We start from the raw sequence: 21,507 nt of genomic DNA, 5'->3' as shown, positions 1-21,507 counted from the left end.
GATGAAATTAACAATTTATCATACGAATGATATACACAGTCATCTACATGAATACGCACGTATCACTGAGTATTTAGCTCAAGAGAGACCTAAATTGAATCATCCCTCGCTCTACTTAGATATAGGTGATCACGTTGATTTGTCAGCGCCTGTGACTGAGGCAACGATGGGTATCAAAAATGTTGAATTATTAAATGATGCACATTGTGATTTGGCTACGATTGGTAATAACGAAGGTATGACGATATCTCATGATGCATTAAACACATTATACGATAATGCAAAATTTGATGTGACTTGTGCCAATGTTTTTGATGAACGCGGTCAATTACCAAATAATATCTCTTCATCATTTATTAAGGTAATAGATGGTGTGCGTATATTATTTGTGGCTGCTACAGCTCCATTTACGCCGTTTTATAGAGCGCTAGACTGGGTTGTGACGAATCCATTAGAAGCAATTAAAGACGAGATAAGTGCTAATGAAGGTGCTTATGATTTATTAATTATTATGAGTCATGTAGGGGTCTTTTTTGACGAAAAGTTATGTCAAGAAATACCTGAAATTGATTTGATTTTAGGAAGTCATACGCATCATTATTTCGAAAATGGTGAATTTAATCATGGCGTGCTTATGGCAGCTGCAGGTAAATATGGTTATTTCTTAGGTGAGGTTACTTTAGAGATTGAAGATAATGTTGTAGTGCATAAAGAAGCAACGATTCACCCTATAGAAAAGCTGCCTGAAGTAGAAACACATTTTGAAGCGGAAGGCAAGGCACTCCTTAGTGACGCTGTCATAGATTATCCCATCCAATTACCTAGAAGAACGAACATGATTTCACAAACATCTTATATGCTAGCAGAGAGTTTGTTTGAATTTACGAATGCAGATTGTACGATTATTAATGCTGGTTTAATTGTACAAGGAATTGATGGTAATCAAATTACAGAATATGATATTCATCAAATGTTACCGCATCCAATTAACGCAGTGCGTATTAAATTAAGTGGTCAAGAATTAAAGCAAGTAATTATTAAAAGTCAAAAGCAAGAATATTTGAATGAACATGCGCAAGGTTTGGGTTTTAGGGGTGATATTTTTGGCGGTTATATTTTATATAACCTTGGATTTATCGAATCGGAATCACGTTATTTTATCAATGGTGAAGAAATAGATAATGATGGCACGTATATCTTAGGAACAGTTGATATGTATACATTTGGTAGATATTTCCCAATGTTAAAAGACCAAGCCATAGATTACTTAATGCCAGAGTTTTTACGAGATATTTTCAAGGAAAAATTGTTAGAATATTAAATTGTTGTAATAATACGTTTTAATTTGTTGGAAATTTCGTTATAATGATTAGAGATTTCAAATCGGGAGGATTGTCATGTTATGGCTACTAAAAATGAAGAAATTTTACGTAAACCAGATTGGTTAAAAATAAAACTAAATACTAACGAAAATTATACTGGTCTTAAGAAAATGATGCGCGAAAAGAATTTACATACAGTTTGTGAAGAAGCAAAGTGTCCTAATATACACGAGTGTTGGGGTGAGCGTCGTACTGCAACATTTATGATTCTTGGTGCAGTTTGTACACGAGCTTGTCGTTTCTGTGCAGTTAAGACTGGTTTACCTAACGAATTAGATTTAGATGAGCCAGAACGCGTGGCAGAATCTGTAGAGTTAATGAATTTAAAACATGTTGTTATTACTGCAGTTGCGCGTGATGATTTAAGAGATGCAGGTTCAAATGTATACGCTGAAACAGTGCGTAAAGTACGTGAACGTAATCCATTTACATCAATTGAAATCTTACCTTCAGATATGGGCGGAGATTATGATGCATTAGAAACATTAATGGCATCAAAACCGGATATCTTAAACCATAACATCGAGACAGTTCGCCGTTTGACACCGAGAGTTCGTGCTAGAGCGACTTACGATCGTACATTAGAGTTCTTGAGACGTTCTAAAGAATTACAACCTGATATTCCTACAAAATCAAGTTTAATGGTGGGATTAGGTGAAACACACGAGGAAATTTATGAAACAATGGATGACCTTCGTGCTAATGATGTGGATATTTTGACAATAGGTCAATATTTACAACCTTCACGTAAACACTTAAAAGTTGAAAAATATTACACACCTTTAGAATTTGGTAAATTAAGAAAAGTAGCAATGGATAAAGGTTTTAAACATTGCCAAGCTGGTCCACTTGTAAGAAGTTCTTATCATGCAGATGAACAAGTAAATGAAGCTGCAAAAGAAAGACACCGCATCGGAGAAGAAAAACTTGGTAATGAAATTGGTACAGATACGAATAACTAATTAAAATAAGGCTTAGTTCATTTTAGATGATTGCGTGTATCGCACTATATGAACTAAGTCTTTATTAGAAATATGATATAAATATGTGAGTCATTTTAATATTTTATTATTTATAATTGAGTTTATGAAATGACATAGATTAGGTGAATGATATGATAAAAGTAAATGGACAATACTTTGAGATAATAGAGGAATATAGAGCGTGTTTTGAAGAAGAAACATTTGCCAACAGATACTCAGATATTTTGGATAAGTATGATTTCATTGTTGGTGATTTTGGATATGACCAATTGAGATTAAAAGGGTTTTATAATGATAATAATAAAAAGGCAGAGTTAAGTAAACGATTCTCAACAATACAAGATTATCTATTAGAGTATTGTAATTTTGGCTGTCCTTACTTTATTTTAAGACGTATTCCAGAAAGTGAAATTAAGACACAGTTAGATGAAAGCGAAACAACAGAAAGTGACGCGATACTTGAAGAAGATAAACTGCATGATGTTAAAATTCAGCCCAGTATCCAACAATCAGAGAAATAATATAAGCTGGCAAACAGTGAATAGATATTTCCATTTTAACAAAACAAACCAAAGGCGATTATACGCTTTTGGTTTGTTTTTATTGATTAATATTTTGAGGCATAGTGCAAGTACTATGGCATCATGTTATTGAATGACTTCATTTAAATATGCTGTAATCTCGTTACCTTCGATTTCAGACACACCAAGAATATGTGCGATATAGCCTTCTTCTTCTAAGTCATCTGTGCCAATAATGCCAAATTTATTTGTTTGCATATTAAGGACGATTGTTTTCCCAAAATGGCGGTTGGTTTGAACTAGCATTAAATCATAACGGCTGTGTTCACCAACAAAACCAACAAATTGGGCTTGTGCAGATTCATCATCATCATATAGATACATATCAATCATGTTTAGGCTCCTAACAATATAAGTATTTAGTTTAAATTAGCTTATTTAAAGCAATTTTGATCTTACTAAAAGTCTTGATTTACAGTATAACCATAAATGAATTTGTCTGCAAAGTTATGGTATGATGAGATGGATAGGGGTGACTAAAATGTATTTTGTTAATAAAGAACAATTGAATACTAAATTAAATTATTTACAACAATTAATTCAAGATTATCCTAGCCATAAAGATAATCATTATGCATTTGAACGTATTGCGCAAATGTTTATTGAATCAGCGGTAGACATTGGTAATATGATTATAGACGGCTTTATACTTAGAGATCCTGGTAATTATAAGGATGTTATAGATATTTTAGCGTTAGAAAAAGTGATATCTAAAGATACACAACATCAAATTAATCAAACCGTTGATGTAAGAAAGCAATTTGTTCATTATTATGATGAACTTAATACGACGACATTGATACCCATCTTTGATGAAGCAGTGCCATTTTATCAAAGTTATATTGATGAAGTAATTCAGTTTTTAAAAAATGAAAATGTTCCAATCACAGCTTTTGGTAAAAAAGGAGAATAAGTCATAATGAAAAATTATAAAGCGTATTTAATCGATTTAGATGGAACGATGTATAAAGGGAATGAAGAAATTGATGGAGCAGCCAAATTTATTTCTTACTTAAATAATCAAGATATTCCACATTTATACGTGACAAATAATTCAACGAAAGAACCAGAAGAAGTAGTATCAAAATTAAATACAATGGGTATTGTCGCACAAGCTGATGAAGTTGTTACATCAGCTTTGGCAACCGCAGAATTTATCGCAGAAGAATCACCTGGAGCAACTGTATACATGTTAGGTGGAAGCGGGTTATCCAATGCTTTAACTGCACAAGGATTGGTACTCAAAGACGATGAATTCGTGGATTACGTAGTGGTTGGTTTAGATGAGCAAGTTACCTACGAAAAGCTTTCAACTGCAACGTTAGGTGTGCGAAATGGTGCTAAGTTTATCTCAACAAACCAAGATGTCTCTATACCAAAAGAGAGAGGATTTTTACCAGGTAATGGAGCGATTACAAGTGTCGTGTCAGTTTCGACAGGTGTCCAACCCGTATTTATTGGCAAACCAGAGCCGATTATTATGAATAAAGCCTTAGAAATTTTAGACTTAGACCGTTCAGATGTAGCGATGGTAGGAGATTTATATGATACAGATATTATGTCTGGTATTAATGTTGATATAGACACGATTCATGTACAAACTGGTGTCACAACTAAAGAAGAAATAGAGAAAAAATCAGTACCACCGACTTATACTTTTAAGGATTTAAATGAAGTGATTAAAGAACTTGAAAAATAGGAGTGTTCGTATGGATAAAATCATTGTTACTCGAAAAATTCCGCAACCTTTTATAGAACAATTAGAAGCGCTTGGACAAGTAGAAATGTGGGATGAGTCACTTATTCCGATGCCTAGAGCGCAATTTTTAGATGCCATCAAAGATGCAACGGCTTGCTTTATAACTTTGAGTGAAAAAATAGATGAAGAAGCCCTGGAAGCAGCACCTAACCTGAAAATTATTGCAAATATGGCAGTTGGTTTTGACAATATTGATATTGATCTCGTAAATAATAAAGGTATTATCGCAACGAATACACCGAGTGTCTTAACTGAAACGACTGCAGAATTAGGATTCACATTAATGTTGGCAGTAGCAAGACGAATTGTAGAAGCTGAGAAATATGTTCAAAATGGCGAGTGGCAAAGTTGGGGCCCATATTTGTTTGCGGGCAAAGACTTGATTAATGCGAATGTGGGTATTTATGGCATGGGTGATATTGGTAAAGCTTTTGCTAGAAGATTAAAGGGCTTTAATACTAAAATCATGTATCATAATCGCTCTAGACATGAAGATGCCGAAAAAGAGTTAGGGGCATTGTATGTACCATTTGATACATTATTAGAACATAGCGATTTTATAATATGTACAGCACCACTCACAAAGGAAACTCAAAATAAATTTAATGCTACAGCATTTAAAAAAATGAAAAACGATGCGATTTTTATCAACATAGGACGCGGCGCAGTTGTCGATGAACAAGCACTAATCGCTGCTTTAGAAAATGGTGACATCGCAGCTTGTGGTTTAGATGTTCTACGTGAAGAACCGATAGATATGAAACATCCACTCTTAGCGATGGCTAATGCCGTGATTGTACCTCATATTGGTAGTGCGTCTGTAATAACAAGAAATCGTATGATTCAACTATGCGTTGATAATATTCGATTAGTATTAAACAATTTACATCCTAAAACACCAATAAAATAATAAAAAGTATCTTGTATTTAGGGATTGGGACTTTCAATACATACGTCCCAATTAAAAAGAGTCTGCGAACATCTATGGATGTTTGCGGGCTCTTTTTTTGATAGCAAAAAACTGATGTATAAAGATAACTGATTTTTAAACCGTTTAGTTTCACTGATTATAAGTGCATTAAATATAATTGTATTTTGAGCATTTTAATATTTTAAACCATCTAACATTTTTGTTATATATAAAATACTTTATTCGATTGTCAGACCATCATAAAAAATGTATAATAAGTTGGTAAAATGTTAAAATATTGTAAATAGCCTTACAATCAAAAAATATTATTATGTAATAAAAAAATAATAGTATAAATAATAAAAGAGGTGGATGATGAGTAAAGAAATGAATAAAAAACCTACCTATCAAAAAATGAAGCCATGGTTATTAACATTATTATATCTTGCTATTTTTATAGCCTTATACTTAATTTACGGTTCTGGAGATACGCATAATAACTTTATTTATAATGAATTTTAATCGAGGAGAAAATTATGAAAGATATTGTATATTCATTAATTGAAAATGAAAAGAATTACCCCGACCATATTGCAATAAGACATAATGATGAAACAATCAATTATCGAGAACTTAATCAATATACGAATGGACTAGCAGAATTAATAAAAGACAGTCAAAGTCCATTGATCGTATATGGACATATGTCGCCTTATATGATTGTAGGGATGCTTGCAAGTTTAAAAGCAGGTTGTGGTTATGTACCCATAGATGTTTCAATGCCTGAAGATCGAATTAGTTCTATTATTGAAAAAGTAGAACCTGACTATATTTTAAATACGACAGAAAGTTTATTAGACATAAAACATAATCATATTTTTGATTTGAATATATTTAATGACATGGATACATCTATTAAATTTAATGCGCTGATTGAAGATAAAAATATTGCTTATACGATTTTTACTTCTGGTTCAACAGGTGAACCTAAAGGTGTACAAATTCGTTATGATAGTTTAAATCAGTTTACGCAGTGGATGGTCGACCTCAATCAATTAGGTGAAAACCAACAGTGGTTAAATCAAGCGCCTTTTTCATTTGATTTATCAGTAATGGCGATTTATCCATGTTTAGCTACGGCAGGCACGTTAAATTTAGTAGACAAAGCAATGATTAATAAGCCTAAACTATTAAACCAAATGCTAGAAGTAACACGCATTAATGTATGGGTCTCAACGCCTTCATTTATGGAAATGTGTTTAATGTTACCAAATCTTTCAGAAAATCAATATGATAGTTTGAAAGAATTTTTCTTCTGTGGTGAAATTTTGCCACATAGAACGGCAAAAACGTTATTACAGCGATTCCCATCTGCGTATATTTACAATACATACGGGCCTACTGAAGCAACGGTTGCAGTTACAAGCATACGGATTACTGAAGATATCATAAATCAATATAATCCATTACCTGTTGGCGTACCGAGACCAGGCACAATATTGTCTTTAGCTGAGAATGACGAGTTAGTGATAACTGGTCAATGTGTGAGTGCTGGATACGTTAAAGATGAAATGTGCACTAAGGCGGTATTTAAAACATCCAATGGACAGCCAAGTTATTACACAGGTGACAAAGCTACGAAGAAGCATGAGCAATGGTTTATCAATGGTCGCATAGATTTTCAAGTTAAACTTAATGGTTACCGTATGGAATTAGAAGAGATTGAATTTCAATTACGACAGGTTAATGTAATAAAAGAAGCGGTTGTTGTTCCAATTTATAAAAATAGTAAAGTTGTGCAATTGCAAGGTGTAGTCATTTTAAATGAGGAAGTAGATATCGATGCTGAACAAGCTATGATACATAACATTAAACAAGCGCTTAAAAAATCAATTCCAGATTATATGATTCCTAAAAAAATAATATTTAAAGATAAATTTCCATTAACGGCAAATGGAAAACTAGATAGAAAACAAATCGCTGAGGATATACAAGCATGATTCCATATGGCACATTTACATTTTTTCTCATAGCGTTCATTGTACTATTACCTGTCATTATCATGGGGTTAGTTGGCAAGAGAAGTCGAATTTATAATGGTATCAGTACCATGGTGATGATTGTTGTCATTTTTTCTTCAGAAAAACACAATCTTTTTGGACTATCATTTTTAAGTGTACAGTTAATTAATTTTATCTTATACATTCTCTGGCAAGTAGCCATTATCATGTTTTACTGGAAATCACGTGCAAAAAATAATACATTCAGTAAATTTTTTGTCGTTATTGTTTTATCGATATTGCCGTTAGTGGTTGTCAAAGTCATGCAAAGCTCGTGGTTTGGTGCAGCACAATTGAAATTACATGAAAATAAAGTTATTGAATTTATTGGTTTTTTAGGTATTTCATACGTCACGTTCAAAAGTGTACAACTATTAATGGAAATACGAGATGGTTCGATTAAAGAAGTTAAAGTATCGAAAGTATTTCAATTTATATCGTTCTTTCCAACCATTTCATCAGGTCCGATAGATCGTTATAAACGATTTGTTAAAGATGAAGCAAAGATTCCATCCAGTGACCAATATCAAGAATTATTACATAAGGCAATTCATTATATTATGCTTGGATTTTTATATAAATATATCATTGCCTATTTAATTCAAGTTTATGCTATAAACCCACTGTTGTTGGATTTTAATAGTTTTACTGCTAAATGGCTTTATATGTATGCGTATAGTCTGTATTTATTTTTTGACTTTGCTGGTTATTCTTTATTTGCTATGGCCTTTAGTTATTTATATGGAATACAAACACCGCAAAACTTTAAACAACCCTTTAAAGCAAAGAATATTAAAGATTTTTGGAATAGATGGCATATGTCATTGTCATTCTGGTTTAGAGATTGTATTTATATGAGATCGTTATTCTTTATGTCGAAAAAGAGATTGTTAAAAAGTCAGTTCACGATGTCTAATATTGCCTTTTCATTAAACTTTTTAATAATGGGAATTTGGCATGGCATTGAAGTTTATTATATTTTGTATGGCTTATATCATGCAGTTTTATTTATTGGTTATGGTTATTATGAAAAATGGCGTAAAAAACATCCGCCAAAATGGTCAAATCAATTTACGGCACTATTAAGTATTATCGTTACATTCCATTTTGTAACATTTGGCTTTTTCATCTTTTCTGGGAAATTGTTTTAAAATTTAGGAGGAAAATATTATGGAATTTAGAGATCAAGTATTAGATTTATTAACTGAAGTAGCTGAGACTAATGTGATTAAGGAAAATCCTGATGTGGAATTATTCGAGGAAGGTATTATTGATTCATTCCAAACGGTAGGGTTATTACTAGAAATTCAAAATAAATTAGATATTGAAGTTTCAATTATGGATTTTGACAGAGATGAGTGGGCGACACCTAATAAGATTGTAGCGGTATTAGAAGAATTACGATGAAACTAAAACCATTTATACCAATCATTGTAAGTCTTGTGCTATTTGGCATCTTTGTAATGTTGCCAGCGAGTTGGTTTACTGGTTTAATCAATTCCAAAACATTAGCTACGCAACGTGTTGCTCTGACTGATCAAGTATTAAAAGGTACTTTAATACAAGATAAAATGTATCAATCCAATGCATATTATCCTATTTATGGGTCCAGTGAATTAGAAAAAGATGATCCATTTAACCCGGCGTTTTTACTAAATGGTAGAAAAGATGTTCCGAAGCAACCGTTTTTAATTGGGACAGGTGGATCAACCGACTTAGTCAATGCCGTGGAACTTGGTTCGCAATATGAAAACTTAAGAGGCAAAAAGATGGCCTTTATTGTGTCACCACAGTGGTTTACAAAACATGGATTAACACATGATAATTTCAAAGCACGAATTTCAAAGGGACAATTAAATAGATTATTTAATCAAAATCAATTAAGCCCTAAGTTGAAACAACGTTATGCGAAACGTTTATTACAGTTCAAAGATGTTGAAAACAGACCTTATTTAGAAAAAGTAGCAGCAGGCCATATGCCAAAAGAAACTCAATATCTTTCAAAATTTCAAGATAATCAATTGAAAAAAATTGAAGCAATTAAATCAATATATCCATTAAGAACGTCTCCTTTATCACATATCGATCCTGTTACACATAAAAATAGTTCGTGGCATAACATTGAGTCAGCAGCGGAATCATACGGTGAAGCGCGTACCAAGTCAAATCAATTTGGTATTCGAGATGAATATTGGGGTTTAATCAAACAGCATAAACGTAAAATTAACCGAAATTACGAATTCAGACAAAATTCTCCTGAATTTAATGATTTAAAATTACTTGTAGATACGTTACGTGAAGGTGGCGCAGATGTTGAATATGTGATTTTACCTTCTAATGGTAAATGGTATGATCACATCGGAATCAAACAAGAGAGACGTCAAAAAATATATGACAAGATTGACAATACGATTATTGATCATGGTGGACATACCTATAATATGACCGATAAAGATTATGAACCATATGTGGTAAGTGATGCGGTGCATATTGGCTGGAAAGGCTGGGTTGATATCGCAGAACGTATTGAACAACACATGCATAAAAAATAACGTATAAAATTAAACAATCCTTTCAAATTTCACAGTTTATGTGAATTTTTGAAAGGATTATTTAATGGGTTTAAAACGTAAAATAAGCTAAATAATGTCATATTATAAGTGTATAAAACATTTAGTTTAAAATGGATGGTGAAATATTAAAATTAAAAAACCTAGTACACAGTTTTCGTGTTCTAGGTTAAAAAGTGTTCGAAAGCCATTCAATTTTTGATGTTATTATATATATAGTAAGTCTATCAATTAGAATACTTGTTCTACTTCGATTACTCCTGGTACTTCTTCATGCAAAGCACGTTCGATACCTGCTTTTAATGTGATAGTTGAACTTGGGCATGTACCACATGCGCCATGTAATTGTAATTTAACAATACCATCCTCTACATCTACAAGTGAACAGTCGCCACCATCGCGTAATAGGAAGGGACGTAGTTTTTCGATAACTTCTGCTACTTGATCAAACATCGTTACGTTTTCAGTTGGCATAAAAATGCCTCCTTTCAAGTAAATTATTTCATTTTCTACTTATCTTTTTATTATAATAGAAAAATAGGGAAAAATCTATAAATCAAAACAAAAGGGGAGAAAGATATATGGATAAAGTGAGCGTCGTTGTTTATGGAGCAGATGTTGTATGTGCGAGTTGTGTCAATGCACCTACTTCTCGTAACACATTTGATTGGTTACAGCCTTTATTAAAACGTAAATATCCGGACAAACAATTTGAATTTACGTATATCGATATAGAAAAAGATGTAGAAAATCTAACAGATCATGATCAACAATATATTGAACGCATCCAAGAGGATGAATTATTTTATCCCTTAGTTACGATGAATGACGAATATGTTTCAGATGGTTATGTTCAGTTAAAAGATATTACTAAATTTATGGAATTACAGTAAAAAAAGAAGGCGTCTAGGTCATTTGATGATGTGTCCTAGACGCCTCTAAAATTAGCTGTAAATATATTGATCTCAGTGATCATTAGCATATTTGATAAAAAACTAAGCCAAGATAAAAGGCTTAGTTTGGAGCTTCAAAACGATTTAACCGTTATGGTATTTATACATCCATAGGACGCCTGATTTTAAGATAGAAGCTAGACGACCAGTAACGGTGCGGTCCATAATGTATGCGAACCCTTTTTTATCACCAAGTGATCCAAGGAAACCTTGAATTTTAATTTCTGGCATTTTTTCAGGAAGTGGTTTGTTTTGCCATTGTAATTTCATCACATCAGCAATTTGATCACCTTGAGCTTCCGCCAATTGCGCGCTTGGTGCATGAGGTAAATCTGCACAATCGCCGACCACGTAAACATTTTTGTAAGTAGGCACCTGATGATATTGATTTAAAATGACGCGCCCGCCTTTACTGATATCAATAGGTAGGTTTCTAACTAATTCTACTGGTTGGATACCTGCAGTCCACACGATTAAATCAAGTTCTTCTGGTACGTCATTATTGTAAATACAACCGGGTTCAACACGGTTGATATCAGAGTTTGGTACAACTGTGACATCATGTTTTTTGAACCATTTCTCTATATATTTACTTAATTTTTCAGGGAAACGACGTAAAATACGTTCTCCTCTATCATACAGGAAAATTTGTAAATCACTGCGACTTTCACGTAATTCACTAGCTAATTCGATACCGCTTAAACCTGCACCTACAATACCTACTTTAGCACCATTTGGAAGTTCACTAATATGATGGAATGTTTCACGCGATTTAGAAAGTGTTTGAATACTATGTGTGTATTCTTCTGCACCTGGCACATTATGATATTTATCTTCACAACCAAGTCCGATAACAAGTTCATCATAATCAACCTTGGTGTGCCCTACAGATACGATTTGGTCATCCAAATTAATATCAGTAATTTCGCCATAAACGTTATTGATTCTATCTGAATCAGGAAAACTCATGCGGATATCTTTGTCAGATTTTGTTCCCGCAGCTAATTCATAAAATTCTGGTTTTAAACCATGGTATGGCATGCGATCAATTAATGTAATTGAATAATTTTCTGGAAGTGCTGATGGTAAAATATGAGACATGATGCGCATATTACCATAGCCACCACCTAGTAATACTAAGTTTTTCATTTGTGATACCCCTCTAATAAAAATTGTATTGAGCAGAAAAGATATGATAAATTTTTAAATCATTGTAGAACATGTCCATTGCACTTCAATGTAAATAAAATGTGATTAAATCATGTTTTATTCTGCATCGATATACCAATTTTCTATAATCAGCTTACTTAGATATATTATATGCTTTTTTGTTTACTACTACAAATAAAGTAGACGCATTCTAATTTGTCATTACAAAATTTTTAGATAAGTAAATATTAACTTTGAAAATCAAATAATCAAATGTGATTGAGACTGGGCATACATTGATAAAGGTCAACTCAATGATGAATTGAAGCGTTAATCAAAATTTCTGTAAGCTAGTATGTAGATATAGCCCCAGTGTTTTTGTTATAATTGTCTAACTGATAATTAATGAGAGGGTGTAATATGAATCCAATAGTTGAGTTCTGCATTTCGAATTTAGCGAAGGGCGGAGATTATGTATACAATCAGCTTGAAAATGATCCAGGCATAGATGTTTTAGAATATGGGTGTTTACAAAATTGTGGTATATGTTCTAGCGGCTTGTATGCATTAGTGAATGGTGATATCGTTGAAGGTGAATCTCCAGATGATTTATTACAAAAAATATACGCACATATAGAAGAAACATGGATTTTTTAGGAGGTAATTGTTATGACAGTGATTAATATGACAGAGTCAGCAGCTTATGAAGTTAAAGACATGTTACAACAGAACGATATGCCTGATGGCTATTTAAAAGTGAAAGTAAATGGTGGTGGGTGTACAGGCCTAACTTATGGCATGTCTGCTGAAGAAGAACCTGGCGAGAACGATGAAATATTCGAATTTCATGGTTTGAAAGTATTAGTTGATAAGTACGATAAACCAGTATTAGATGGTACGACAATCGATTTTAAACAATCTTTAATGGGAGGCGGCTTCCAAATAGATAACCCGAATGCCATTGCAGCATGTGGTTGCGGTAGTTCGTTTAGAACTGCTAAAGTGGCTGGGACGCCTGAAGATTGCTAATTAAATAAATTGATAAAAAGGCTATGGTTCACTTAAACAATAAGTGTAAACTATAGTCTTTTGTACGTTTATGTGAAATAATAAACAATATGGTCGTTAGCGCTTGAAAATCAACGATAAAAACTATAAAATTGGTATTGGATGAAAATTGTCTTTTTTGTGAATTACTTTTTAAAGATTGGGTAAATAAAAGACGATTGCAACAAAAAAATTATGAAAGCTTAGGTGAATGAAATGGCTCAAGATCGTAAAAAAGTATTAGTTCTAGGCGCTGGTTACGCTGGTTTACAAACTATTACAAAATTACAAAAGCAAATTTCAGCAGATGAGGCTGAGGTTACATTAATTAATAAAAATGACTACCACTATGAAGCAACTTGGTTACATGAAGCTTCAGCAGGTACAATTAGCTATGAAGATTTACTATATCCAGTTGAAAGTGTTGTTAACAAAGATAAAGTTAACTTTGTAAAAGCAGAAGTAACTAAAATTGATCGCAATGCTAAAAAAGTTGAAACTGACGCTGGAATCTTTGATTTTGATATTTTAGTAGTTTCATTAGGTTTCGAAAGTGAAACATTTGGTATCAAAGGTATGAAAGATTATGCTTTCCAAATTGAAAATGTATTAACTGCACGTAAATTATCTCGTCACATTGAAGACAAGTTTGCTAATTATGCATCTTCAAAACAAAAAGATGATAAAGATTTAGCTATTATTGTTGGTGGTGCTGGATTTACTGGTGTGGAATTCTTAGGTGAATTAACAGACCGTATTCCTGAATTATGTAACAAATATGGTGTAGAACAAAGCAAAGTGAAAATCACTTGTGTTGAAGCAGCACCAAAAATGTTACCAATGTTCTCTGATGAATTAGTTAATCATGCGGTAAATTACTTAGAAAACAAAGGTGTAGAATTTAAAATTGGTACACCAATCGTTGCTGCTAACGAAAAAGGTTTCGTAGTAAAAGTAAATGATGAAGAACAACAATTAGAAGCTAATACAGTAGTATGGGCTGCTGGTGTGCGTGGTAGCAAATTAATGGAAGAGTCATTTGAAGGCGTTAAACGTGGACGTATTGTTACTAAACAAGATTTAACAATTGAAGGATACGATGATATCTTTGTTATTGGTGATTGTTCTGCGTTTATTCCTGCAGGAGAAGAACGTCCATTACCAACTACAGCACAAATTGCTATGCAACAAGGTGAACACACAGCTAAAAATGTTAAAAACATTTTAGAAGGTCAACCTACAAACGAATTTGAATACGTTGATCGCGGTACTGTATGTTCATTAGGCGCTCATGATGGCGTTGGTGTTGTTTATGGCAGAGATATTCAAGGTAAAAAAGCTGCCTTCATGAAGAAAGTAATCGATACACGTGCGGTATTCAAACTTGGCGGTATTGGTTTAGCGTTTAAAAAAGGTAAATTTTAATAAATAAATCCATTGAGATACATTTTTGAATGTGTCGTATGAGATGCAATGAGGCCGGGACATATCATTATGTTCCGGCCTCATTAAGCATATAGATGTTTTTATTTGAATTACATAAGCAGTATCAAGAAATTACTTTAGACAAATATAATTTCTGTTTTTAATCTACAGAAAATAGAAATTTTGAAAATTACATAAACAATATAAGATATTAATTAAGCAGAAAAGAGGAGAAACTATTATGAAATTTAATATTAGTAATCATCAAGAAAGTGACACGGATACATTAGTAATCGGAGTACCTGAGCATTTAAATCAACTAGAAACAGTAGTCGTTGGAAATGAAAACTTAAATGACAAGCTTAAAACATTAAAGCAACATCAAATTATAAGTACAAATATTGCTGCTATTTCTACAACAATGATCAATTTAAATGATAAATTTGTAAAATTAATTACGGTTGGCTTAGGTAATGTAAAATCAACCCATCACAGTGATTATTTAAAAGTATTTGGTCATTTATTTCAATATTTAAAGAAAAACAGAATTAGTCATGTTTCATTATTGTTTGATACATTTCAAGCGCATGAGTTACCAAGAGAAACAATTGCTGAAATATTAGGTCAACAAAGTATGCAGTCAATTTATGAATTTGATAATTATAAAACCGATAAATCTGCACCATATCAAATCGATTTAGATATCAGTACTTCCAAAGAAGGGGGTATAGAAGCTGCAATTGAACATGGACAAGCTATTGCATCAGCCATCAATATTGCTAGAGATTATAGTAATATACCCCCTAATATATTGACACCAAGCTTTTATGCTGAAATGATACAGAAACATTTCAATCATACTGAGGTTAGCGTTGATATAAAAGATAGTAAAACACTTCAAGAAGAAGGATTTGGCTTAATACATGCTGTTGGAAAAGGCTCTAAGCATGGTCCTAGAGTCATTACTTTGTCATATAACGGTGGCAACGTAAATGATGCTCCGATTGCATTGGTTGGAAAAGGTATTACATATGATTCTGGCGGTTATTCTATTAAATCTAAATTAGGTATGCAAACTATGAAATATGACATGTGTGGCTCTGCAAATGTCGTAGCCATGATTGACGCAGCACGTAAACTTGAACTAAAGGTTAATATTGTTGGTGTTATTGCTGCTGCTGAAAATATGGTTAATGAAATCGCGATGAAACCGGATGATGTATATACTGCATTGAGTGGTGAATCGGTTGAAGTATTAAATACGGATGCTGAAGGTCGTTTAGTATTAGGAGATGCAGTATTTTATGCGAATCAATTCCGACCTAAATTGATTCTTGATTTTGCAACATTAACTGGTGCTGCAGTAGCGGCATTAGGCGATGATAAAGCGGCTGTGTTTAATCATAATGCAGATGAAACTTTACAACATATACTAAACTGCGCACGTCAAATGGATGAATTTGTTTTTGAATTACCAATGACTTCAACAGAGCAAAAATTAATTAGAAATAGTGATGTTGCAGACCTCGTTAACCATACGAATGGTCAAGGAAAGGCATTATTTGCGGCAACATTTATTAATCATTTTGCGGGAGAAACGCCACATATGCACTTTGATATAGCTGGTCCAGCAACGATAAATAAACATACACATAAAGGTCCTAAAGGGCCGACAGGTTATCTTGTTCCTACTATTGTAGAATGGATGCGTCATCTGAAATAGTAAGATTTGTAATATTTTAATACTATAAAAAATGGGCAACATGATGTAATTAACGTTAATGGTTGTCCATTTTTTTGTTATTAATGTCTATAAAAGACAATGACTTAAAGATAGATTTATAAACCAAGTTTACATAGTCTTTTAAATAATAATATTAAAGTTAATAATGTGTTTGACAAGTACTATCGTTATTGATATTATAAATCACATGATACTTTAGTTCGATAACGTGATAAAGGAGTTATGCTTTGTGATAAATGCAGTTGTTATAGCCGTTGTACTGATGATTGTCTTATGTTTATGTAGATTAAATGTAGTTATTAGTTTATTTGTCAGTGCACTTGTAGGTGGATTAATAGCGGGTATGAGTGTTTCTGAAATTGTATCCGTATTTGGTAAAAATATAGTAGATGGTGCAGAGGTGGCACTTAGTTATGCATTGCTTGGTGGGTTTGCAGCATTGATTTCTTATAGTGGTATTACTGACTTCTTAGTGAATAAAATTATAGATGGAATTCATGCAGAAAACAGTAAGATGTCACGAGTTAAAGTGAAAATCATTATTATCATTGCTTTACTTGTCATGAGCATAATGAGTCAGAATTTAATTCCCGTACATATTGCATTTATTCCAATTGTCATACCTCCATTAATTAGTTTATTTAATGAACTTAATGTGGACAGAAGACAAATCGCTATTATCATTGGTTTTGGTTTGTGTTGGCCTTATGTATTATTACCTTTTGGTTTTGGTCAAATTTTCCACCAAATCATACAAAATGGCTTTACCAAAGCACATCACCCAATTGAGATGGGTATGATTTGGAAGGCTATGATTATCCCATCGTTAGGTTATATTGTTGGGTTGATATTAGGTATTTATTATTATAGAAAACCAAGAAAATATATCCAACATAAAAAAATTAAAAATAATGATTCAATTGTCATCAAACCTTACGTACTTATAGTAACTGTGATTTCAATCTTAGCTACTTTTTTAGTACAACTCGTTACGGATTCAATGATATTTGGCGCGCTCGCAGGTGTGCTTGTATTCTTTGTTTCAAGAGCGTATAAATGGACGGAATTGGATAAACAGTTTGTTGATGGAATCAAAATTATGTCATTTATCGGCGTAGTCATATTATCTGCAAATGGTTTTGCAGGTGTAATGAATGAAACAGGGGATATCAGCAAATTAGTGGATAGTCTAAGTGGTGTTGTAGGAGACAATAAATTATTGAGCATTATTGTTATGTATATTATTGGATTAGTGGTCACATTAGGTATAGGTTCTTCATTTGCCACAATACCGATCATTGCCACATTGTTTGTGCCACTAGGAGAGTCATTAGGTTTAAGTACGATGGCGCTTATTGCATTAATAGGTACTGCGAGTGCCTTAGGTGATTCAGGGTCACCAGCGAGTGATTCAACACTTGGACCGACAGCAGGTTTAGATATTGATGGACAGCATGATCATATTAGAGATACATGTATACCTAATTTTGTGTTCTATAATATACCATTGATTATTTTTGGAACAATTGCAGCTATGATATTATAGTATTAATTCTATGCAAAGGAGGTATACGTTATGGAAAATATGCTAGATGCTTTAGATATTAAAGTAGAAAAGCAAGAACGTGGATTAATGGTGATGTCAATGCCGGTAACAGATAAGGTGAAACAACCTTTTGGCTATTTACACGGTGGTGCGAGTCTTGCGCTCGGAGAATCTGCTTGTTCTATGGGAGCTGCTTATTTAATCGATACTGAAAAGTATGTTCCCCTTGGATTGGAAATGAATGGTAACCATATTGGTTCAACAACCGAGGGAACCATATATGCGACAGCAACAATTATTCATGAAGGAAAAACAACACAAGTTTGGAATATAGATATTAAAGATGACACAGATAGATTGATTTGTGTGATGCGTGGAACGATTGCGATTAAACCGCTTAAACGCTAAAAGATATTTTACAATAAAATTGAAAAACAAACACAAATCATTTTATTTTCTAATCAAATCATAGCAATAATAATGAAAGCGTCCGAGACAAAATACATGTCTTGGACGCTTTTTTATATTTCAGGATTAAAGTAAATCAATATATTTAGATGACATAGTTTTATGTTTTAAATAAATGTGGCGTCGTTTGAAGTTGTCTTTTCATAGACTTCTGAAATACGTAAAGCAGCTTCTCGTCCGCCCATAATATTTCTAGCAAATGGACCTAATTCCAAATCAGCTAAGCCGCCACTGACAAAAAGATTTGGCAGCCATTCTAAATTAGCATTAATGGATGGCAAACCACAGTGAGTAATGGGGGCTTGGTAACTATCGACAAGTTGTTTGATCACTGGCTGTTGCATGATACTTTCTTTAAAACCCGTAGCAAGTAGTAAATGGTCATAATACATACAATATTGTTTCGTATGTATAGCATGGTTGGCTATATCTGTGATTTCATTTTTATGAATGATTAAGCGACCTTGTGCAATATATTTTTTTAATCTTAGTTCCAGTTCTTTTGGCATAGAGCCTTTGTGTCTTTCTTGTTTAATCAAATTAAAGCGCGCCTTTGAAGATGTCATTTGGCTAAAGTATTTCATATTTTTGGGGCCTAACCAGCCTGGATCAGCATCAAAGTCATGTATGGTAATGTCTTTTTTCATCCATAAATGTATTGGTTCAGTGTTATTCTTTTTTAATAATTTTAATGTAAGGTGTGCAGCAGAAATGCCACTACCTATAATTTGAGATGCATGATGGGTCGAACAATGCTCGTTTTGAAATATATGCGTAACATCTGGTTGATTATGGAATAATTCAGGTATAAAGGGGTCATGATTGCAACCAAATGCGATAACTAAATGTGTTGATTTGATCCATTGATTATGACACAGTATGTGCCATTGCGATTGTACGCGTTTAATTTGAGAAACAGTACCCTGAACGTGACAATCATTTAAATTGTAGCTATGTATTAAATCGTGTGTATGTTCCATAAAGATGTCGCGATTCGGTCTCTTATATGGACCATATGAAGCATGGGTGTATTGTTTTTTCTTACCATACTGTTTTAAGTGAAAAGGGTCGGGATGTACATGATGTACACATGGTGAGCGTAAATAAGGCATATCAATGCTTTTTGTGAAATGATCAAATTGCTCACACAAATTGGTATGTGGGTCTATAATTGTTAACTTTGTGCAATCTAGACCAAGCGATCTTAATTTGATTGCAATTGTCACGGCGTGGATGCCACCGCCGATAATTGTCCATGATGACAAATAAAAACACTCCTTTTTTAATCGTAATAATTACGATTTAATATATCATGGACTGCTAACGATGACAATAGTATGTTATAAACATTTTTGAACATTTACATGCATCTTATTACGACTAGACAAAGTGTCGATGCATAGACGCGTAATTTGAGCACGAGCATTTTAGTTCGATACATAACTTTGATAACCATGCGATGCGTGGTCAAGTGCATAAGATTTTAAAAACAAAGAGGGGAGTGGGACAGAAATCAAATTTTTTAATAGAGATTTCGTAGTCCCACCTATGCAATCAAGGCAAGTATGATTAGGATAAAGGTTTACCTGAGCTAACGCTCATGTATAAGTCTCACTAGCATTTTTATGTGACATACCTCATATACTTTTGTATAAGAACTACTCATTTTCATAAAATAAGTAATTCTTTAAAGCAGTGAGACTTTACATTTTCAATTCAGTCATATACTGCCTAAACGAAAAAGAGTCTGAGACAACTATTTATGTCCCAGACTCCTCAATTTTAAGAATAGGTATATTCCAAGTTCTAAAAATACCTTGTATTATAATTTTGTATTTTTTAAATCTTTTTTGATTTCATCGTGCTTCGTTCTTTTTGAAGCGGGTGTATTTAAATTATATGCAGATTTAATAATAAGGTGACTGGCTAATGGTCCGGTAATTAAAATAAACAAGATACCGATGATTAATTGCATATTAACGTACCCTTCACGTCCAATAAAGAATAAGAACACACCACTGATTAATAACATTGCGCCTAATGTTGCAGCTTTACCTGCCGCGTGCGCTCTAGCATAGACATCATCCAGACGTAAGATACCAATGGCAGCAAGAGCACTGATGAGTGAACCTATTATAACCAAGATAAGCGCTATGCTAATGACGATCGTTGTTATCATGTTCAATCACCTTACCTTTATCCATATACTTAGCAAATACTGCTGTACCAAGGAATGCAAGTATACCTATTAATAAAATAGCAACCATCATATATTTAGTACCTAAGAAAATACTAAATAAGGCGACAATGGCCATTAATTGAATACCCATCGCATCGAGTGCAACAACCCTATCAGCTAGAGAAGGGCCGATAATTACACGAACTAACATGCCTAGCATTGACAACGCAACGATAACTAATGCAATTACTAATATGATATTATAGTTCATTCATTTTCTCCTACCTCTCTGACCACTTTTTCAAGGGAAGACTTGATGCTTACAACTTCTTCTTCTTTCGTACTGAAATCGATACTATGAATATAAATTTTTGTCCGATCATCACTAATTCCTAAAACAATTGTACCAGGCGTTAGTGTAATTAAATTGGACAGTAATACAATTTGCCAATCTTTTTTTAAATCTGTGTTGTAAGTAAAGAATGCAGGTTCATTATCAATGTTAGGTTTAACGACAATACGTATGACATCGATATTGGCTTTGATGAGTTCTATTAAAAATACAAGGAAAAGTTTTATGATTTTATATACTGTAATGAGATAAAATCTACCCGGTAATACACCACGCATAATATAAACTAAAAGTAATGCGAATAAATAGCCTAAAATGAAGTTATTAAAATTATAACTACCTGTAACAAATAACCAAAATACAGACAAAATTAAATTCACTAATATTTGAATCGCCATT

The 21,507-nt window shown here is 33.0% G+C and carries 25 protein-coding genes; 18 read left to right on the top strand and 7 right to left on the bottom strand.

What is annotated here, in order from left to right; translation table 11 throughout:
- Position 1 precedes the first annotated feature (1 nt).
- The 3 genes from ACP7BT_RS04780 (at position 2) to ACP7BT_RS04770 (ending at position 2,886) form a co-directional block, all read left to right on the top strand.
- Positions 2–1,321 carry a bifunctional metallophosphatase/5'-nucleotidase gene (locus ACP7BT_RS04780; RefSeq protein WP_041079614.1) on the top strand — a complete coding sequence of 440 codons (1,320 nt, stop codon included), beginning with the start codon at positions 2–4 and terminating at the stop codon, positions 1,319–1,321.
- 81 nt (positions 1,322–1,402) lie between these two features.
- Positions 1,403–2,344 (top strand): lipoyl synthase, encoded by a 942-nt coding sequence (gene lipA, locus ACP7BT_RS04775; RefSeq protein WP_002483827.1) that lies wholly within the window; start codon positions 1,403–1,405, stop codon positions 2,342–2,344.
- A 152-nt stretch (positions 2,345–2,496) separates the two neighbouring features.
- Positions 2,497–2,886: a YutD family protein gene (locus tag ACP7BT_RS04770; protein ID WP_037538900.1), complete on the top strand. Its 390-nt coding sequence runs from the start codon at positions 2,497–2,499 to the stop codon at positions 2,884–2,886.
- Positions 2,887–3,012: 126 nt separating this feature from the next.
- On the opposite strand, the gene ACP7BT_RS04765 is transcribed toward ACP7BT_RS04770, so the two are convergent.
- A complete protein-coding gene (locus tag ACP7BT_RS04765; protein WP_002483825.1) occupies positions 3,013–3,279 on the bottom strand; it encodes a DUF3055 domain-containing protein in 267 nt (88 codons plus the stop codon).
- 148 nt (positions 3,280–3,427) lie between these two features.
- Here ACP7BT_RS04765 and ACP7BT_RS04760 point away from each other — a divergent pair, with 148 nt between their 5' ends.
- From ACP7BT_RS04760 to dltD, 8 genes are all read left to right on the top strand, one after another.
- The gene (locus ACP7BT_RS04760; protein ID WP_002483824.1) at positions 3,428–3,859 is read left to right on the top strand and encodes a DUF86 domain-containing protein; all 432 of its coding nucleotides are present in this window, start codon (positions 3,428–3,430) and stop codon (positions 3,857–3,859) included.
- Between the two features lie 6 nt (positions 3,860–3,865).
- Complete coding sequence (locus ACP7BT_RS04755) at positions 3,866–4,645, top strand: TIGR01457 family HAD-type hydrolase (protein ID WP_041079612.1); 780 nt, start codon at positions 3,866–3,868, stop codon at positions 4,643–4,645.
- 10 nt (positions 4,646–4,655) lie between these two features.
- Positions 4,656–5,615 (top strand): 2-hydroxyacid dehydrogenase, encoded by a 960-nt coding sequence (locus ACP7BT_RS04750; RefSeq protein ID WP_002483822.1) that lies wholly within the window; start codon positions 4,656–4,658, stop codon positions 5,613–5,615.
- Between the two features lie 375 nt (positions 5,616–5,990).
- Positions 5,991–6,137 (top strand): teichoic acid D-Ala incorporation-associated protein DltX, encoded by a 147-nt coding sequence (locus ACP7BT_RS04745; protein ID WP_011303529.1) that lies wholly within the window; start codon positions 5,991–5,993, stop codon positions 6,135–6,137.
- 14 nt (positions 6,138–6,151) lie between these two features.
- Entirely contained in the window at positions 6,152–7,615 is a 1,464-nt protein-coding gene (dltA, locus tag ACP7BT_RS04740; protein ID WP_041079611.1) for a D-alanine--poly(phosphoribitol) ligase subunit DltA, read from the top strand.
- Positions 7,612–8,826: a D-alanyl-lipoteichoic acid biosynthesis protein DltB gene (gene dltB / locus ACP7BT_RS04735; RefSeq protein ID WP_041079610.1), complete on the top strand. Its 1,215-nt coding sequence runs from the start codon at positions 7,612–7,614 to the stop codon at positions 8,824–8,826. The genes dltA and dltB overlap by 4 nt, the downstream gene beginning before the upstream one ends.
- A 19-nt stretch (positions 8,827–8,845) precedes the next feature.
- Positions 8,846–9,082: a D-alanine--poly(phosphoribitol) ligase subunit 2 gene (gene dltC / locus ACP7BT_RS04730; protein WP_002483818.1), complete on the top strand. Its 237-nt coding sequence runs from the start codon at positions 8,846–8,848 to the stop codon at positions 9,080–9,082.
- The gene (gene dltD, locus ACP7BT_RS04725; RefSeq protein ID WP_011303526.1) at positions 9,079–10,227 is read left to right on the top strand and encodes a D-alanyl-lipoteichoic acid biosynthesis protein DltD; all 1,149 of its coding nucleotides are present in this window, start codon (positions 9,079–9,081) and stop codon (positions 10,225–10,227) included. Before dltC ends, dltD begins: the two co-directional genes overlap by 4 nt.
- 249 nt (positions 10,228–10,476) lie before the next feature.
- Here the strand turns inward: dltD and ACP7BT_RS04720 are convergent, their stop codons facing one another.
- Entirely contained in the window at positions 10,477–10,719 is a 243-nt protein-coding gene (locus ACP7BT_RS04720; protein WP_002483816.1) for a NifU family protein, read from the bottom strand.
- A 107-nt stretch (positions 10,720–10,826) separates the two neighbouring features.
- Here ACP7BT_RS04720 and ACP7BT_RS04715 point away from each other — a divergent pair, with 107 nt between their 5' ends.
- Positions 10,827–11,138, top strand: coding sequence for a YuzD family protein (locus ACP7BT_RS04715; RefSeq protein ID WP_002483815.1), 312 nt, complete (start codon positions 10,827–10,829; stop codon positions 11,136–11,138).
- Positions 11,139–11,282: 144 nt separating this feature from the next.
- Here the strand turns inward: ACP7BT_RS04715 and ACP7BT_RS04710 are convergent, their stop codons facing one another.
- Positions 11,283–12,347 carry an NAD(P)/FAD-dependent oxidoreductase gene (locus ACP7BT_RS04710; protein WP_002483814.1) on the bottom strand — a complete coding sequence of 355 codons (1,065 nt, stop codon included), beginning with the start codon at positions 12,345–12,347 and terminating at the stop codon, positions 11,283–11,285.
- A 420-nt stretch (positions 12,348–12,767) separates the two neighbouring features.
- On the opposite strand from ACP7BT_RS04710, the gene ACP7BT_RS04705 reads away from it, so the two are divergent.
- From ACP7BT_RS04705 to ACP7BT_RS04680, 6 genes are all read left to right on the top strand, one after another.
- A complete protein-coding gene (locus tag ACP7BT_RS04705; protein WP_002483813.1) occupies positions 12,768–13,004 on the top strand; it encodes a YuzB family protein in 237 nt (78 codons plus the stop codon).
- Positions 13,005–13,016: 12 nt separating this feature from the next.
- Positions 13,017–13,376, top strand: a complete 360-nt coding sequence (locus ACP7BT_RS04700) for a HesB/IscA family protein (protein ID WP_002483812.1) — start codon at positions 13,017–13,019, stop codon at positions 13,374–13,376.
- A 234-nt stretch (positions 13,377–13,610) separates the two neighbouring features.
- Entirely contained in the window at positions 13,611–14,819 is a 1,209-nt protein-coding gene (locus tag ACP7BT_RS04695) for an NAD(P)/FAD-dependent oxidoreductase (RefSeq protein ID WP_037538897.1), read from the top strand.
- A gap of 241 nt (positions 14,820–15,060) precedes the next feature.
- Positions 15,061–16,542 carry a M17 family metallopeptidase gene (locus tag ACP7BT_RS04690; RefSeq protein WP_041079608.1) on the top strand — a complete coding sequence of 494 codons (1,482 nt, stop codon included), beginning with the start codon at positions 15,061–15,063 and terminating at the stop codon, positions 16,540–16,542.
- A gap of 250 nt (positions 16,543–16,792) precedes the next feature.
- Positions 16,793–18,109 carry a Na+/H+ antiporter family protein gene (locus tag ACP7BT_RS04685; RefSeq protein ID WP_037538895.1) on the top strand — a complete coding sequence of 439 codons (1,317 nt, stop codon included), beginning with the start codon at positions 16,793–16,795 and terminating at the stop codon, positions 18,107–18,109.
- A 30-nt stretch (positions 18,110–18,139) separates the two neighbouring features.
- Positions 18,140–18,517, top strand: coding sequence for a hotdog fold thioesterase (locus tag ACP7BT_RS04680; protein ID WP_002483808.1), 378 nt, complete (start codon positions 18,140–18,142; stop codon positions 18,515–18,517).
- Between the two features lie 167 nt (positions 18,518–18,684).
- On the opposite strand, the gene ACP7BT_RS04675 is transcribed toward ACP7BT_RS04680, so the two are convergent.
- The 4 genes from ACP7BT_RS04675 to ACP7BT_RS04660 all read right to left on the bottom strand — a co-directional run bounded on the left by ACP7BT_RS04675 (position 18,685) and on the right by ACP7BT_RS04660 (position 21,506).
- Positions 18,685–19,842, bottom strand: coding sequence for an NAD(P)-binding domain-containing protein (locus ACP7BT_RS04675; protein WP_002483807.1), 1,158 nt, complete (start codon positions 19,840–19,842; stop codon positions 18,685–18,687).
- 557 nt (positions 19,843–20,399) lie between these two features.
- Positions 20,400–20,756: a Na+/H+ antiporter subunit G1 gene (locus ACP7BT_RS04670; protein ID WP_037538893.1), complete on the bottom strand. Its 357-nt coding sequence runs from the start codon at positions 20,754–20,756 to the stop codon at positions 20,400–20,402.
- A complete protein-coding gene (locus tag ACP7BT_RS04665; protein WP_002483805.1) occupies positions 20,734–21,027 on the bottom strand; it encodes a Na(+)/H(+) antiporter subunit F1 in 294 nt (97 codons plus the stop codon). The genes ACP7BT_RS04670 and ACP7BT_RS04665 overlap by 23 nt, the downstream gene beginning before the upstream one ends.
- Entirely contained in the window at positions 21,024–21,506 is a 483-nt protein-coding gene (locus tag ACP7BT_RS04660) for a Na+/H+ antiporter subunit E (protein WP_426303743.1), read from the bottom strand. The genes ACP7BT_RS04665 and ACP7BT_RS04660 overlap by 4 nt, the downstream gene beginning before the upstream one ends.
- Position 21,507 lies beyond the last annotated feature (1 nt).

The organism is Staphylococcus sp. Y174-1 (assembly GCF_049897865.1).
In the GTDB taxonomy this organism is placed as follows: domain Bacteria; phylum Bacillota; class Bacilli; order Staphylococcales; family Staphylococcaceae; genus Staphylococcus; species Staphylococcus saprophyticus.
The sequence above is the reverse complement of the archived record's forward strand: the minus strand, read 5'-3'. Positions and strand labels throughout refer to the sequence as shown.